This is a genomic window from Parapedomonas caeni (assembly GCF_041060555.1).
GTDB lineage: Bacteria > Pseudomonadota > Alphaproteobacteria > Sphingomonadales > Sphingomonadaceae > CAUJIW01.
Genome location: NZ_JBEUDS010000002.1, coordinates 211344 through 226705, shown reverse-complemented (window position 1 = coordinate 226705; position 15362 = coordinate 211344). Strand labels below are relative to the sequence as shown.

At 68.8% G+C, this 15362-nt stretch carries 9 protein-coding genes; 3 read left to right on the top strand and 6 right to left on the bottom strand.

Annotated features, from left to right (window positions below):
• The first annotated feature begins 46 nt into the window (after positions 1-46).
• The gene (gene pabB / locus ABU113_RS02700) at positions 47-1852 is read left to right on the top strand and encodes an aminodeoxychorismate synthase component I (RefSeq protein ID WP_454557933.1); all 1806 of its coding nucleotides are present in this window, start codon (positions 47-49) and stop codon (positions 1850-1852) included.
• 9 nt (positions 1853-1861) lie between these two features.
• Here pabB and ABU113_RS02695 read toward each other — a convergent pair whose 3' ends face one another.
• From ABU113_RS02695 to ABU113_RS02680, 4 genes are all read right to left on the bottom strand, one after another.
• Complete coding sequence (locus tag ABU113_RS02695) at positions 1862-3022, bottom strand: MFS transporter (protein WP_454557932.1); 1161 nt, start codon at positions 3020-3022, stop codon at positions 1862-1864.
• A 238-nt stretch (positions 3023-3260) separates the two neighbouring features.
• Positions 3261-5723: a TonB-dependent receptor gene (locus ABU113_RS02690; RefSeq protein WP_454557931.1), complete on the bottom strand. Its 2463-nt coding sequence runs from the start codon at positions 5721-5723 to the stop codon at positions 3261-3263.
• A gap of 254 nt (positions 5724-5977) precedes the next feature.
• Positions 5978-7366: an aldehyde dehydrogenase family protein gene (locus ABU113_RS02685; RefSeq protein ID WP_454557930.1), complete on the bottom strand. Its 1389-nt coding sequence runs from the start codon at positions 7364-7366 to the stop codon at positions 5978-5980.
• Between the two features lie 90 nt (positions 7367-7456).
• Positions 7457-8179, bottom strand: a complete 723-nt coding sequence (locus tag ABU113_RS02680) for a TetR/AcrR family transcriptional regulator (RefSeq protein WP_454557929.1) — start codon at positions 8177-8179, stop codon at positions 7457-7459.
• Positions 8180-8346: 167 nt separating this feature from the next.
• Here ABU113_RS02680 and ABU113_RS02675 point away from each other — a divergent pair, with 167 nt between their 5' ends.
• A complete protein-coding gene (locus ABU113_RS02675) occupies positions 8347-9390 on the top strand; it encodes an NADP-dependent oxidoreductase (RefSeq protein WP_454557928.1) in 1044 nt (347 codons plus the stop codon).
• A gap of 423 nt (positions 9391-9813) precedes the next feature.
• Positions 9814-11160, top strand: coding sequence for an aromatic ring-hydroxylating oxygenase subunit alpha (locus ABU113_RS02670; RefSeq protein ID WP_454557927.1), 1347 nt, complete (start codon positions 9814-9816; stop codon positions 11158-11160).
• 96 nt (positions 11161-11256) lie between these two features.
• Here the strand turns inward: ABU113_RS02670 and ABU113_RS02665 are convergent, their stop codons facing one another.
• Both ABU113_RS02665 and alaS read right to left on the bottom strand, forming a co-directional pair.
• Positions 11257-12495: an ion transporter gene (locus ABU113_RS02665; RefSeq protein ID WP_454557926.1), complete on the bottom strand. Its 1239-nt coding sequence runs from the start codon at positions 12493-12495 to the stop codon at positions 11257-11259.
• 37 nt (positions 12496-12532) lie between these two features.
• A complete protein-coding gene (gene alaS, locus ABU113_RS02660) occupies positions 12533-15190 on the bottom strand; it encodes an alanine--tRNA ligase (protein WP_454557925.1) in 2658 nt (885 codons plus the stop codon).
• Between the last annotated feature and the right edge of the window lie 172 nt (positions 15191-15362).

The following is a 15362-nucleotide window of genomic DNA, read 5'->3' as shown; positions in this document are numbered from 1 at the left end:
TGCGACAGCCGTTGTCGTGCTCCGCCCGAGGGCTTAAAGGGCGCTCATGCTGCCGCTTGCGCCCCTGCGCCCGTTCGCCCTGTTCGACGATGCCACCGGCACCGGCCCGTCGCGCCTGCTCACCGGGCTCGCCGATACCGCCGAGGCGCACGCCGCCGATGATCTCGCCACCGCCCTCGCCGCCATCCGCGCCGGGCTCGCGCGGGGCCTGCATGCCGGTGGCTGGCTCGCCTACGAGGCGGGGCTGCTGCTCGAACCCCGGCTCGCCGGCCTCTGGCGCGCGCCGGTGGAGGAACCGCTGGCGTGGTTCGGCCTGTTCCGCGACTGCCGGCTGCTGCCGCCCGAGGCCATGGACACGTTCTGGCGCGCCATCCGGCCGGCCGGCCAGGCCGCCGCCGTCACACCTGCCATCACCGAGGCGGCGTACACCCGTGCCGTGGCGCGCATCATCGACTATATCGCCGCCGGCGACGTCTATCAGGTCAACTATACCTTCCCCGCCGAGGTCGCCTTCACCGGCGATCCCGTCGCCCTGTATCGCCGCCTGCGGGAGGCCCAGCGCGCACCGCACGGCGCGCTGATCTGGACCGGCGCGCGCTGGCTGCTGTCGCTGTCGCCGGAGCTGTTCTTCGCGCTTGCCGGCGACCGGCTGACCGCCCGGCCGATGAAGGGCACCGCCGCCCGCCGCCCCGCGCCGGCGGCCGACCGCGCCGCCGCGGCGGCGCTCGCCGCGGACGCCAAGAACCGGGCGGAGAACCTGATGATCACCGACCTGCTGCGCAACGACCTCGCGCGGGTGGCGACGGTGGGCTCCGTCAGGGTGCCGGCGCTGTTCACCGTCGAGAGCTACCCGACGGTGCACCAGATGACCTCCACCGTCACCGCGACGCTGGCGCCCGGCCTCGACGCCGTGGACGTGCTGACGCGGCTGTTCCCCTGCGGCTCGATCACCGGGGCGCCGAAGATCCGCGCCATGGAGATCATCGCCGGGCAGGAAGCCCGCCCGCGCGGGGTCTACACCGGCGCCGTCGGCTGGCTCGCGCCGGCCGGCGCCACCGCCGGGCCGGGCGACGCCTGCTTCAGCGTCGCCATCCGCACCCTGCTGGTCACCGGCGACGGCCAGGCCCGCATGGGGCTGGGCAGCGGTATCGTCGCCGACAGCGACCCGGCCGCCGAATGGGCCGAGTGCGCGCTCAAAGGCAGCTTCGCCGCCACCACCCTGCCGCCGTTCGACCTCATCGAGACGATGGCATGGCTGCCCGGCGAGGGCTTCCGCCATCTGGAACGCCATCTCGCCCGGCTGACGGCGAGCGCGACCCACTGGCGTTTCAGGACCGATCCCCAAGCCTGGCGCGGCCTGCTGGCCGATGCCGCGACGCACTGGCGCCAGCCGATGCGGGTGCGGCTGCTGGTGGGCCGTTCGGGCACCGCCAGCGTGCAGGCGGCCCCGATGCCGCCTGCTCCCGCCGAGCCGGTGACGGTGGTGCTGTCGCCTCGACGGCTCGACGCCCGCGATCCGCTGCGCGCGCACAAGACCAGCCATCGCGGCTTCTATGACAGCGAACGGGCACGGCTCGCCACCGCCACCGGCTGCTTCGAGGTGCTGTTCGCCAATCAGGACGATGCGGTGGTGGAAGGCTCGTTCACCAATGTCTTCGTCGAGCGCGACGGCCGGTTGCTGACCCCGCCGGTCACCGCGGGCGCGTTGCCCGGCGTGCTGCGCGCGGCGCTGCTGGACAGCGGCCAGGCGATCGAGGCGGCGTTGACGCTCGACGACATCAAGGCCGCCGACGCCCTGTGGGTGGGCAACAGTCTGCGCGGCCTGCTGCGTGCCCGACTGGTGGCGGCGTAGAACGCCCTGTCAGACCCGCCGGCGCAGGCTGAGCGCCAGCAACACGCCGCCCGCCACCGCCAGCACGACCGTGAAGCCGATCGGTCCGGCGGCCATCATGGCGCCGCCGCCCAGCGACGGGCCGACCAGCGAACCGCCCTGATAGGCGAGCAGGAAGCCGGCATTGGCCTTGACCACGTCCTCGCCGTGAAAATGGTCACCCAGCAGGATCAGCCCGAGCGAATAGAAGGCCAGCACCCCCCCGCCCAGCAGGAACGACAGCAGCAGGGCGACGGTCGGCTGGGTGGTGACCAGCGACAGCCCCACCACCGCCAGCGCGGTGATCATGGAGATCAGCGACAGCACCCGCCGGCGCGACCAGCGGTCGGCCAGCCAGCCGATCGGATATTGCAGCACGATGCCCCCCACCAGCAGCGCGGTGTAGGTGTGCAGCGATTGCGAGGCGCCCCAGCCGAGATCGAGGCCGTAGACCACGAACAGGCCGAAGCACAGGCTTTCCGTCAGGCCGGCGGCCAGCGCCGCGATGGCGACGACCGGCGCCCGGCGGAGCACCGGGAACGGGTTGTCGAGGCCGTGAATGGCGATGACAGGCGCGTAACGGCGGGCGACCATCAGCGGCAGGGCGGCGCCAACCAGGAACAGGATGGCGCCAATGATGGGCGCCCACCCCTGATAGCCGACGATATCGATGAGGATCGGCCCGGCGGAAAAGCCGACGAAGAAAGCGGCGGCATAGCTGGCGACGATGCGGCCGCGCAGATGTTCCGGCGCCGCCAGATTGACCCAGCTTTCACCGAGCAGCCACGGCATGGTCAGCCCCAGCGCCGATACGAACCGCAGGCCGATCCACGCCCAGGTATCCGGCAGCAGCTGCATGGCGACGAGCGCGGCGGCGCCGACCGCGCAACCGGCTCCCATGATGATGGTGGGATTGACCCTGGGCAGGCGCGCCAGCAGCGGGATCATCACCAGCAGCGCCAGTGCCGTCATGCCGCCGGCCAGGCCGACCTCCAGCGGGCTGGCGCCCCACGCCTTGAAGCGCAGCGCGGTCAGCGGCGCCAGCACGCCCACCGTCGCGCCGACAAAGCCCATATGCAGGATCACCGCCACCAGTCCGGGGATGGGGTTACGCACCAGTGGTGGCGGGGGCGTGGTCAGTTCAGCACGCATCGGCAATCGTTGGCGACCTTGTCCCGTTCTTGTCGGGCACCCGATTGCCAGAAAAGCACCGCCCGGTCGAGACCTTGATCGGCCGGCGCGGGAATGGCCACGGTCCCTGCCATGAGGGCAGGACCAGCGCCGGAGGTCCGGCGGGCGGCAGGGATGGAGACACGAATGCCTCCATCCCGGTTGGCTCGCCGCCAGCAGCGGCCGGACCGCCCCCTGTCCGGTCGTGGCCGCCAGGCGATCAGAAGGCCAGGCGCAGGGTCGCCTGCACCGTCCGCGGTGCGCCGATCGCATAGGTCGGCTGGGTCGCCGACAGGGTGACCGGCGTGCCGTTGACGCTGTCGACCGTGGTCGCCACCGCATTGCGGGTCGAGCTGATGTTGCCGAGGTAGTCGGCGCCGAACAGGTTGGTGACGTTCACCTGGAGGTACGAGCCCTTGAGGTTGAACAGATCGCCCAGGTCGTAGCGGACGTCGAGGTCGACCACCGTGTAGGCGGGCGACTTCTGGTCGTTGAGATCGGTGGCCCAGCGGGCACCGACATGCTTGACCTGACCGCCCAGGGTGAAGCCTTCATAGTCATACTGGGCGCGGGCCGAGAAGGTCCACTCCGGCGTTTCCACCAGGCGCTTGCCCTTGGTCGGCACCTCGACGATCTGCGAGCTGGTGAAGGTCAGGTAGTTGGCCTGGATCTCGCTCTTCGACCACGACGCCGAAGCGTAGACGGTCAGCGACTTCACCGGCTGCACGCCGATCTCGAAATCGGCGCCCCACAGATCGACGGCACCGACGTTGCGGTCCTCGAACAGGCCGGTTTCGTCGTTGTAGGAGGTGACGATACGGTTCTTGTACTTGGTGTACCAGCCCGCCAGCGAGGCGGTCACCGTGTCGCCCTGGAAGCGGTAGCCGAGGTCGTAGGCCTGGGTCGTTTCCGGCTGCGGATTGGCGATCTGGATACCGTAGAGGAAGTCCGTGCGCGGTGCCGACAGGCCCTCGGCGTAGCTGGCATACAGCTGATGGCCGCCGTCCAGCCGGTAGGAAACGCCGAGGTTCGGCAGCACCTTGTCATACTTCCTGGTCGCCTCGTACGGCGCGACGACGGTCGAACCGAAGGTGACGCCGGTGGCGTTGGCGACCGTGCCCGTGGTGCAGTACTGGTTGGAGTTCAGCGTGTAGGTGCCCGAGAAGGCGCCCGACACGCTCATGCTGTTGATGGTGTAGCAGTACTGGTTCAGCTCGCGCTTGAAGAACGGCGCGCGGACACCGAGGTTGACGCGCAGCGCGTTGTCGAACGCCTTCAGCGTGTACTCGCCCGACACCTGGTGCAGCTGGGCAATCGACAGACGGTCGCGGGTGCGCAGCACATTGCCGTCGGCGGTCTCGATCGGATCGCCCTTCAGGCCGGCGAACACGTTCTCCGGCGAACCGTCGGCGCTGATGTAGCCGACGCGGCCGGTCTGCCGGTGACGGCCGCGGTCGAAGGTATAGGCGACGCGGACCTTGTTGTTGTCGTTGATGTCCCAGATCAGCGAGCTGGTCAGGCCGTAGCGGCGGGTGTTGGTGGTGTTGGGGGCATACAGGCGCACCCGGTCGAGGACATCACCGTCGCCGTTGAGATCGACGCCGGTCGCCGAGCTGGTGCCGCGCAGACGCGGGTCGGTCTCGGCGAACAGCTGGCTGCCGCCGCCGTTGGCCAGCACGTACTGGAACGACGGGTCGACGGTCAGGATCACGCCCTCGGCCAGGGTGAAACGCGACTGGACACGGATGTTGCCGGTGTTCGACGGGTTGATGCGCAGCTTGTAGTAGTTGGACATGCCGCTGCCGTCGTTGTCGGCGACGCCGGCGGTCGGCGCGTCGATCACATAGTCGCCGTCAAGGTACTCGAAATCCTCGCCCGACTTGTCGAGCCGCCAGTTGGCGAGATTGATGTTGTTGTAGAAGTTGTTGCGGTTGACGTTCCAGTGGCCGGCGATCGAGATGAAATCCCCGTTGTCGCCGATCGGCTGGTAGATGCGGCCGTTGTACTGCTGCTTCTCCATCTCGCCCGGGCCCTTGAACTTGTCGTAGTTCGTATAGGACGCGGCGAACCAGGCCTTGGTGCCGATCGCGGTGAACTCGCCGGTATCGACCATGCCGAACAGGCGGCGATAGTTGAAGCTGCCGATGCTCGGTTGCAGCACGACGCCGAAGTCGTTGGCCGGCGTGCGCGACACATAGTTGATGGTGCCGCCGGTCGCCGAGGCGGTCGGGCTGTCGACATCGGTGGTGCCGAGATTGACGTTGACCCGCTCCATCAGTTCGGAGTCGAGCTGCTGGTTGGTGTAGAGCGCGTAGTTGCCGGTGTCATTGAGCGGCACGCCGTCGAAGGTCATCGAGACGCGGGCGCCATCGAAACCGCGGATACGCAGGTTACCGCCGGAGTTGCCGTACGGGTCGCTGTTGGTGAAGTTGACGCCGGGCAGCAGGTTGATCAGCTGGGCCACCGTCTGGCCGGCGGCCTGCGAGCCAATGAACTCCTCGGTGATGGTCGAGCGGGTCTTGGGCGCCTGCTCGGCCTTGATCAGACCGCCGACGCTCTGCTGCGTGGCGGTCGCGGTGACGACGATATCCTGCATCTGCGAGGCGGTGGACTGCGCCAGCGCCGGCGCGGCGACACCCAGGGCAAGCGCGCCGACGGCGCACCCGGAAAGCAAACGGCTCATCATGTAAATAACCCCTATCATTGTTGCCGAACGTCGTCGGCCCCTGACGCTGCACCTGCGCAGGCAATGTTTCAGCTGGATGACAACATGATGATGTTTTGATCTAACCGAGGGAAGCAGCGATACTGCATTGCAACATCCGCCACCGCTGTGGCGCGGCGGCAACAACCGTTGGCGGCGTGGCGGGCGGCACGGCCGACGTCAGAAGGCGCCTCGGCGGCCAGACCGGGCGACCGGCATGGCGCCCCGGCCCGTCAGAGCGACGTGCGCAGGTGGAATGACTTGGGTCGCGTCAGCGCCTCGAAGCCGACCCGGCTCAAGGTGGCGCCCCGGCCGGTGTCCTTGACGCCGGTCCAGGCCAGTGCGGGGTCGAGATAGTCGCAGCGGTTCATGAACACGGTGCCGGTTTCCAGCTGGTCGCCCAGCCGTTCGGCGGCTTCGAGATCACGGGTCCAGACGCTGGCGGTCAGGCCGTAGGGAGAATCGTTCATCAGCCGCAGCGCCTCGGCATCGTCGCTCACCTTCATGATGCCGACCACCGGGCCGAAGCTTTCCTCCACCATCACCGACATCGAGTGGTCGACCTCCACCAGCACCTGCGGGGCCAGATAGGTGCCGGTGCCGACATCGGCCGCGAACCGGCGGGCGTCGATCAGCGCCTCGGCGCCGCGATTGAGCGCGTCCTCGGTCTGGCGCCGCACCGTATCGGCGATACGGGCCTGGGCCATCGGCCCCAGCGTCGTCGCGTCTTCCAGCGGGTTGCCCAGCGTATAGCCGTTGGTCAGCGTCACGAAGCCGTCGACGAAATCGTCATAGACATCCTCGTGCACATAGATGCGTTCGATGCCGCAGCAGCACTGGCCGCTGTTGTAGAAGGCGCCGTCCACCAGATTCTCGATGGCGTGCTCCAGCGACACGTCCGCCCGCACGTAGGCCGGGTCCTTGCCGCCCAGTTCCAGCCCGACCGGCGTGAAGGTGCCGGCCGCCGCCCGCTCGATCACCTGTCCGCCGGCCACCGAGCCGGTGAAGCAGACCAGATCGACCTCGCCCGAACCGATGAGGCGGGTGGTGTCGTCGTGCGACAATGCCAGCGTGCGGAACAGGCCGGCCGGCGCGCCGGCCGCCTCGAAGGCCTGCTGGAAGCGATCGCCGACCAGGATGGTCTGGGCGGCGTGCTTGAGCACCACGGCGTTACCGGCCAGCAGCGCCGGCACGATGGAGTTGACCGCTGTCAGATAGGGGTAGTTCCACGGCGCCACGGTGAACACCACGCCCAGCGGCTCGCGTTTGATGTAGCGCTTGAAACCCTGCCATTCCTCCGGCGGCCGCACCGGTTCGAGATACTCCTCGGCATGGCGGGCCATGAAGCGGATACGCTCCTCGAAGCCCTTGAACTCGCCGCCATAGCGCACCGGCCGGCCCATCTGCCAGGCCAGCTCCGGCACGATGTCGTCGCTCATCGCCACCATGGCATCGAGGAACTTCAGGCATAACTCGGCCCGTTCGGCGATCGGCGTCCGCTTCCAGCCGGCCTGGGCCGCCCGCGCCGCCGCCAGCGCCAGCTCGATGTCGGCGCCCGAGGCGGTGGGCCGGCGATCAACGATCCGGCCATCGATCGGCGAGGTACAGACGATGTCGCTCATACGGAGGCTCCAGCAGCAGGGAAGGCACCAGACTAGCCGTACCCGCCGACCGGCGTCGAGAGCCGAGATCGTGCCGCGAACGCGCGCCCTTCAGCAGCCGGCGAGGCGATAGAAGCCGGCGGCGAAAAACGGCACCAGACGGGCCTCCAGCGCCCGGAAGTCGCCCGAGCGCACCATGCCCGCCGACAGCGCGTCGATGGCGCCGGTCTCGGCCACCAGATAAACGATGCTGCCCTGCAGGAAATAGAAGGAGCTGTAGAGATTCTCCGGCGAGGCCGCCGGCAGCGCCCGCTGCAGCGCCGCGATGTAGGCCGTCACCACCGGATCATAGCGTTCGTTGAACGGTTGCATGTAGGGGCCGCGTTCGGGCGAATCCGCCACCTGGCCCAGCAACCGGATATAGTTCTTCCAGCCCTGCCCGCCGAACTGGGTGCGCTCGAAGATCGGATGGCAGAAGGCGGCGATGATCGCCTCCACGCCCGGCGGCCGGTCGCCGGCCGCGCGTGTCGCCTCCGCCAGCGAACCCATCAGTGCGTCGCAATGGCTTTCCGCCCGCCGGCCCACCACCTGGCGGAACAGCTCCTCCTTGGCGCCGAAGTGGTAATTGACCAGCCCCAGTTCGACGCCGGCATGACCGGTGATCTCGCGCAGCCCGACGCCATGATAGCCACGCAGCGAGAACAGCGCCTCGGCCGCGTCGAGAATGCGCTCCTTGGTGGTCCGCTCGTCGCCCGCCCCCATCGCGCGGGCGCCACGCGACGGCCGCCGTCGCGGTTTCACCGTCTGCCGCATGTCCGCATCCGCGTCCGCCACGTGCCGCCCGCCTTCCGTCTCCGGCACCGTCCTATGACAAGCGCCTGTTGCACCGCGCGGGACCATCCCGCAAGTTTGGTCAACCGTACAAACAACAACTGTGCCGGGGAAGGCCTGAACGGTGCCGGATGGCGCGCCTCCCCCCGGCAGCCGGAGCACCTCAACCCATGCCTGCCCAGACGCCCGCCGACACGCCCGCCGACACACCCGCCCGCAACCGCCGTATCCTGCTCGCCCGTCGCCCCTGCGGCGTGCCGGTGCCCGACGACTTCCGGCAGGTCGAGGAGGCGGTGCCGACGGCCGGCGACGGCGAGATTCTGGTGCGCAACCGGCTGTTGTCGGTGGACCCGGCGATCCGCGGCTGGCTGGATGACAAGGAAAGCTATTTCCCGCCGATCCAGCTCGGCGCGCTGATCAACGCCATCGTCATCGGCACGGTGGTCGAGTCGCGGGTGCCCGGTTACGCGCCCGGCGACATCGTCACCGGCTTCGGCGGCTGGGAGGACTACTCCCGCCTCACCCCGTCGCCGATCGTCAGCAAGCTCGACCCCGCGCCCGACGTGCCGCTGTCGCGTTACCTCAGCGCGCTGGGGCCGACCGGGCTGACCGCGCATGTCGGCCTGCACGTCATCGCGCCGGTGCGCGCCGGCGAGACGGTGGTGGTGAGCGCGGCCGCCGGCGCCGTGGGCTCGATCGCGGTGCAGATCGGCCGCCTGCGCGGTTGCCGGGTGGTCGGCATCGCCGGCGGCGCCGACAAATGCCGCTGGCTGGTGGAGACGCTGGGCGTTGGCGCCGCCATCGACCGCCATGACCCCACCCCGCTGGACGACGCGCTGAAGGCCCACTGCCCGGCGGGCATCGACGTCTATTTCGACAATGTCGGCGGTGCGACGCTGGACACCATCCTGGGGCACATGAATATCGGCGGCCGCATCGCCACCTGCGGCATGATCGCCGACTACAATGCCGCCGAGCCCTATGGGGTGAAGAACCTCTGGCAACTGGTGGTGAAGCGCCTGAACATGCGCGGCTTCCTCACCTACGACCATGAGGACGCACTGCCCGCCGCCCGGCGCGATCTTGGCCAATGGGTCGCGCAAGGCGCGCTGATCTCGACCGAGGAAGTGGTCGACGGCCTCGACAACACGGTAGCCACCTTCCTGCGGCTGTTCACCGGCAGCCACAGCGGCAAGCTGCTGGTGCGCCCCTGAGCACCCCCGCCGGTCCCGGCACGGAGAAACCCCTCGGCGAGCGCTGGCTTCGGGCCTGTGCCGAAGCCATGTCATGGGGAGCGATCGTCAGCACGCCCGCCGAGGGGGCCGCCGCAACGACGGCGGACATCAGGCCCGGGTCCGGTCGGTACCGGCGCGCACGCCGGCACCGCTGGATCGCGCCATTATGGCACCGGATTGCACGGTCGTTTAACGCCCACTTTTACCAGCCCCCGCCATACCGTCCGCCGCTGTCGGCAATCCACCGATTTCCGGCGACACCCTCTCAAGCTTGATAGGCTCGACCGCCCCCAACTTGACGGCCGCACCCCGGTACCGCAGAGTTTATTTGAACGATCGTGCAATGTAGAATCGCACAATGGCGCGACAGGCGGCTGTCGGCAGGACGATCGATCACGTGGCATGGGGACGGACGGAGGCATCGGCATGACGGCACAGGCGTTGAAGATCATGGGCACCCCGCGCGACAAGGCGCCGGAGATCGAACTTCGCGGCGATCCGCTCAGCGGCGACCGCTACTGGTCGCGCGAGTTCATGGAGAAGGAGTGGGAGCGGATGTGGACCCGCACCTGGCACATCGGCGGCCTGGTGTCGGAACTGCCCAACCCCGGCGACTTCATCACCTGCAAGCTGGGGCGCGAGTCGATCCTGATCAGCCGCGCCCGCGATGGCGCCATCCACGCCTTCTACAATTTCTGCATCCATCGCGGCAACCGGCTGGTGCAGACCGAGCGCGGCAACACCCCCTATTTCCGCTGCACCTACCACGGCTGGGCCTTCGACAACGAGGGCGTGCTGCGCGGCGTGCAGAACCCCGAGGATTTCCCCGGCAGCAACCCCTGCGGCAAGAACAAGCTGAAGGAAATCCGCTGCGAGACCTGGGGCGGCTTCGTCTGGTACAACATGGATGAAAACGCCCCGCCGCTGGCCGAGGCGCTCGACCCGGTCTATGACCAGCTGCTGCCCTACAACATGGACAAGATGGTGCGCGTCCTCTGGCTGACGGCGGAAGCCGACTGCAACTGGAAGATCATCCACGACAATTTCAACGAATCCTACCATCTGCCGACCATCCATCCGGAGCTGAACACCTTCATCGAGGACAGCTACAAGCAGTGCCAGTTCGACATGTACGCCAACGGCCACAACCGGATGCTGATGCCCGGCGGCCAGCCCGCCTACAGCTCGCGCAACTGCGACATCCCGCAGGCGCCGCTCACCGACATGCTGGCCTACTGGGATCTCGACCCCGCCCGGTTCGAGGGCCGGGCGCGTGAAGCGCGCGAGGCATTGCAGCAGCAGAAGCGCAAGCTCGGGCCATCGCGCGGCTACCTGCATTACGTCGATCTCAGCGACGAGCAGCTCACCGATTACTACCATTACACCCTGTTCCCCAACACCTCGCTGACCATGAGTTCCGACGGCTTCCAGGTGCTGCGGCCGCAGCCGCACCCCACCGACCCGGAAAAGTGCATCTTCGACCACTGGTTCTTCGTGCCGGTGGTGGAGGGCCAGACGACGGTGGAAACGCCGGTCGGTCCGCGCCCGGTGGCGCCGGCGGCGCACGAGGTATTCCGGCATGGCGACCAGTCGCTGGGTTTCGTCGCCGACCAGGATCTCAGCGTCATCCCCGGCCAGCAGCAGGGGCTGCGCTCGCGCGGCTACACCGACTCGCTGCTCAGCGGTCAGGAAGCCCGCATCCGCCGCTACCACGAAGTGCTGAACGACTATCTGGAAGGGCGGCGCTGACGCCACCCGTCACGGCGCGCAGGGCCTGGCGTCCGCCACCGGCGGACGCCCGTGCGTTTTCCAGGCGGCGCGGTTCGTTCCGAACCTCGCCGGGGCTTAATCGCGCTCGGGCGGATCGAGATGACCCCAGCGGGTCAGCGCGTCCGTCACCAGCCGATGCGCCACCTCGGCCGGTTCGCTGAGATCGCCGAGCCGCTCGGTGAGCACTTCCTGCAGCACCTGACGCACTTCAGGATGGTCGCTCAAGATATCCTCGAACGACAGCGGGTCGAGGATCAGCAGCCGGCACGGCGTATCGGCAACCACCGAGATTTCATGGGGCGCGTCGTGCAGCAGCGCCAGTTCCCCGAAGAAATCCCCCGCCCCCAGCCACCACGTCTTGCGGCGGCGGCGGGCGCGGGCGCGCCCGTCGACCAGGAAGAACAGGCCCTCGCTCGGCGTACCGACCCGGCAGATCGCTTCGCCGCGCCGCACCCGGCGGGTGCGCAGCAGATGGCTGATCTCACCGATGGTGCGGGCATCGAGATTGCGAAACAGCGGCACGCGGGCGACCATTTCCCAGCGCACCAGGAAATCCTGGCGGTGCATCTCGTTGGTGAAGCCCGAGGCGATGATGCCGATCGGAATGGCGAAGAAGGCGAGCCCGCCCATGATGACGAGACCGGCCACCAGCTTGCCCAGCAGCGTCACCGGCACCACATCGCCATAGCCCAGCGTCGCCAGTGTCACCACCGACCACCACATCGCCGCCGGAATCGATCCGAACGCCGCCGGCTGCGCGTGTCGCTCGATCACGTACATCACCGTCGCCGCCATGAACACCATGATGACCATGACGAAGCCGGCCGCCGCCAGCGCCTTCAGTTCGCTGCGCAACACCCGGATCAGCGAATCCAGCGCCGTGGAATAGCGGGCCAGCTTGAACAGGCGCAGCAGACGCAGCAGCAGCAGGAATTCAAGCCCGCCACCCGTCGCCCACTCCACGAGCGCCGGCACGACCGCGGCCAGATCGATCAGCGCGAACGGCGTCACCATGTAGGCCAGCCGCGCCCGCAGCGGGGTCTGCCCGCGCGCCTCCAGCCGCTCCACCGAGACCCACAGCCGCAGGGCATACTCCAGGGCGAACACGACCAGCGTGGCGCGCTCGATGCCGGTGAACACCGTGCCGAACCGCGCGGCCTGGGCCGGGACCGTGCTGGCGACGATGACCACCGCGCTGGAGACGATCAGCGCGATGATGCACCAGTCGACAACCCGGGACCACGGATCACCGTGGCGGCTGACTTCCAGGATCTCGAAGACCCTGCGTCGGATCTGGCGGATGGCGTCGGTCACGCGATGGGATCACTCCCGTCGAGCGTGCGGACCGGCATCAGACCGCCAGCGCCGTCCGCACCGCCGCGACAGCCGCCTCGGCCGCCGTCGCGTCGGGGCCACCGCCCTGCGCCATGTCCGGCCGGCCACCGCCACCCTGACCACCCAGGGCGCTCACCGCCGCCTTCACCAGGTCGACGGCGGAGAACCGCGCCGTCAGGTCGTCGGTCACGCCGACCGCCACCGAGGCCTTGCCGCCCTCGGTGGTCACCATCACGGCGACGCCCGAGCCGAGCTTGCCCTTGGCGGCGTCGACCATGCCGCGCAACTCCTTCGCCGGAATGCCGTCGAGCACCTGGCCGATGAAGGCGACGCCCGCCACCGTCTCGGCCGCCGGGCCGCCCGTGGCACTGCCGCCGCCCCCCAGCGCCAGCTGGCGCTTGGCTTCGGCCAGCTCACGCTCCAGCTTGCGGCGCTCCTCGACCAGGGTGGCAACGCGATCGACGATATCCGCCGGGCTGGTCTTCAGCGTCGCCGCCACCGCCCGGGCGCGGGCTTCCTGCTCCACCAGATGCAGGCGCGCCGCCTCCCCGGTGAGCGCCTCGATACGCCGCACGCCGGCCGAAACCGCGCTTTCCCCGACAATGGTCAGCAGGCTGATGTCGCCGGTGCGGCTGACGTGGGTGCCGCCGCACAGCTCGATGGAATAGTGTCCGCCGCGGCCGTCCGCGTCCGCGCCCATGAACAGCACGCGCACCTCGTCGCCGTACTTCTCTCCGAACAGGGCCATGGCGCCGGCTTCGCTCGCCTCCTCCGGCGTCATCAGCCGCGTCACCACCGCGTCGTTGGCACGGATGCGGGCATTCACATCCGCCTCGACCGCGGCGATTTCGTCGGCCGCCAGCGCCTTGTTGTGGGCGATGTCGAAGCGCAGCCGCTCGGCCGACACCAGCGAGCCCTTCTGGGTGACATGGTCGCCCAGCCGGCGCCGCAGCGCCTCGTGCAGCAGATGGGTCGCCGAGTGGTTGGCGCGCACCCGCGTCCGGCGGTCATGGTCCACCAGCAGCTCCAGCTGATCACCGACCCTGAGCGTGCCGGACACCACCTCGCCAACATGGACATGCAGCAGCCCGAGCGGCTTCTGGGTGTCGCTGATGGCGATCTTCAGCCCGTCCGCGCCCAGCGCGGTGCCGGCGTCGCCGACCTGGCCGCCGGATTCGCCATAGAAAGGCGTCTGGTTGGTGACGATGCGCACGGTCTCGCCGCTGCGCGCCGAGTCCACCCGTTCGCCATCGCGCACGATCGCCAGCACCTGGCCCTGGGCGGCCTCGGTGGAATAGCCGACGAACTCGGTGGCGCCCAGTTCCTGGGCGAGGTCGAACCACAGCGTCTCGGTCGCCTTCTCGCCCGAGCCGGTCCAGGCGGCACGCGCCTTGGCCTTCTGCTCGGCCATGGCGGCGTCGAAGCCGGCGCGGTCGACCGCGCGGCTCTGGGCGCGCAGCGCGTCCTCGGTGAGGTCGTAGGGGAAGCCGTAGGTGTCATAGAGCTTGAAGGCGACATCGCCCGGCAGGGCCGCGTCCGCCGGCAGGCCGGCCACCGCCTCGTCGAGCAGCCGCAGACCGTTGACCAGGGTCTGGCGGAACCGCGTCTCCTCCAGCTTCAGCGTCTCGCGGATGAGCGCCTCGGCGCGCACCAGCTCCGGGTAGGCCGCGCCCATCTGCTGCACCAGCGCCCCCACCAGCCTGTGCATCAGCGGCTCGGCGGCGCCCGAGAGATGGGCATGGCGCATGGCGCGGCGCATGATCCGGCGCAGCACGTAGCCGCGGCCGTCGTTGGCCGGCAGCACGCCGTCGGCGATCAGGAAGCTCGATGCCCGCAGATGGTCGGCGATCACCCGGTGCGACACCCGGTGGGCGCCGTCCGGGTCGGTGCGGGTGGCGTCCGCCGAGGCCTGAATGAGCGCCCGGAAGGTGTCGGTGTCGTAATTGTCGTGCTTGCCCTGCAGCAGGGCGGCGACGCGCTCCAGCCCCATGCCGGTGTCGATCGACGGGCGCGGCAGGCTGACCCGGGTGTCGGCGTCGACCTGCTCATACTGCATGAACACCAGGTTCCAGATCTCGACCCAGCGGTCGCCATCCTCGTCCGGCGAGCCCGGCGGGCCACCGGGGATGTGCGCGCCATGGTCGTAGAAGATCTCGGAGCACGGTCCGCACGGGCCGGTGTCGCCCATGGCCCAGAAATTGTCCTTGGTGGCGATGCGGACGATGCGATCATCGGGCAGGCCGGCGATCTTCTTCCACAGCCCGTAGGCCTCGTCATCGTCGTGGTAGACGGTGACCAGCAGCCGCTTCTTGTCGACGCCCCATTCCTGGGTGATCAGCCGCCAGGCGAGATCGATGGCGCGCTCCTTGAAATAGTCGCCGAACGAGAAATTGCCCAGCATCTCGAAGAAGGTGTGGTGGCGGGCGGTGTAGCCGACATTGTCGAGATCGTTGTGCTTGCCGCCGGCCCGCACGCACTTCTGCGCCGTCGTCGCCGTGCGGTAGGGGCGGCTCTCCAGACCGGTGAACACGTTCTTGAACTGCACCATGCCGGCGTTGGTGAACATCAGCGTCGGGTCATTGCGTGGCACCAGCGGACTGGAATCCACGATCTCGTGGCCCTCGCGCCGAAAAAACTCCAGAAACGACGAACGAATTTCGTTAGAACTGGCCAAGATGGTCCTCACCTGTTGCTTCCCCCGCCAGCCGGCGCCGTTCTTGCCGAACAACCCTCCGGGACAGGGACTCTTGCATGCCTGACGACATATAGTGTCAGCGGTCGAGATGGAAGCAAGGATGCGGGGCGCCCGTCCGCAAATCCGCCGCGTACGGAGTTGCCGTCCCCCC

What these genes read in the sequence shown, in the direction of transcription:
- ABU113_RS02695 (WP_454557932.1), bottom strand. Translation starts at nt 3,022, where the DNA reads ATGCGTGCTGAACTGACCACGCCCCCGCCACCACTGGTGCGTAACCCC.
- ABU113_RS02685 (WP_454557930.1), bottom strand. Translation starts at nt 7,366, where the DNA reads ATGAGCGACATCGTCTGTACCTCGCCGATCGATGGCCGGATCGTTGAT.
- ABU113_RS02690 (WP_454557931.1), bottom strand. Translation starts at nt 5,723, where the DNA reads ATGAGCCGTTTGCTTTCCGGGTGCGCCGTCGGCGCGCTTGCCCTGGGT.
- ABU113_RS02675 (WP_454557928.1), top strand. Translation starts at nt 8,347, where the DNA reads ATGCCTGCCCAGACGCCCGCCGACACGCCCGCCGACACACCCGCCCGC.
- pabB (WP_454557933.1), top strand. Translation starts at nt 47, where the DNA reads ATGCTGCCGCTTGCGCCCCTGCGCCCGTTCGCCCTGTTCGACGATGCC.
- ABU113_RS02670 (WP_454557927.1), top strand. Translation starts at nt 9,814, where the DNA reads ATGGGGACGGACGGAGGCATCGGCATGACGGCACAGGCGTTGAAGATC.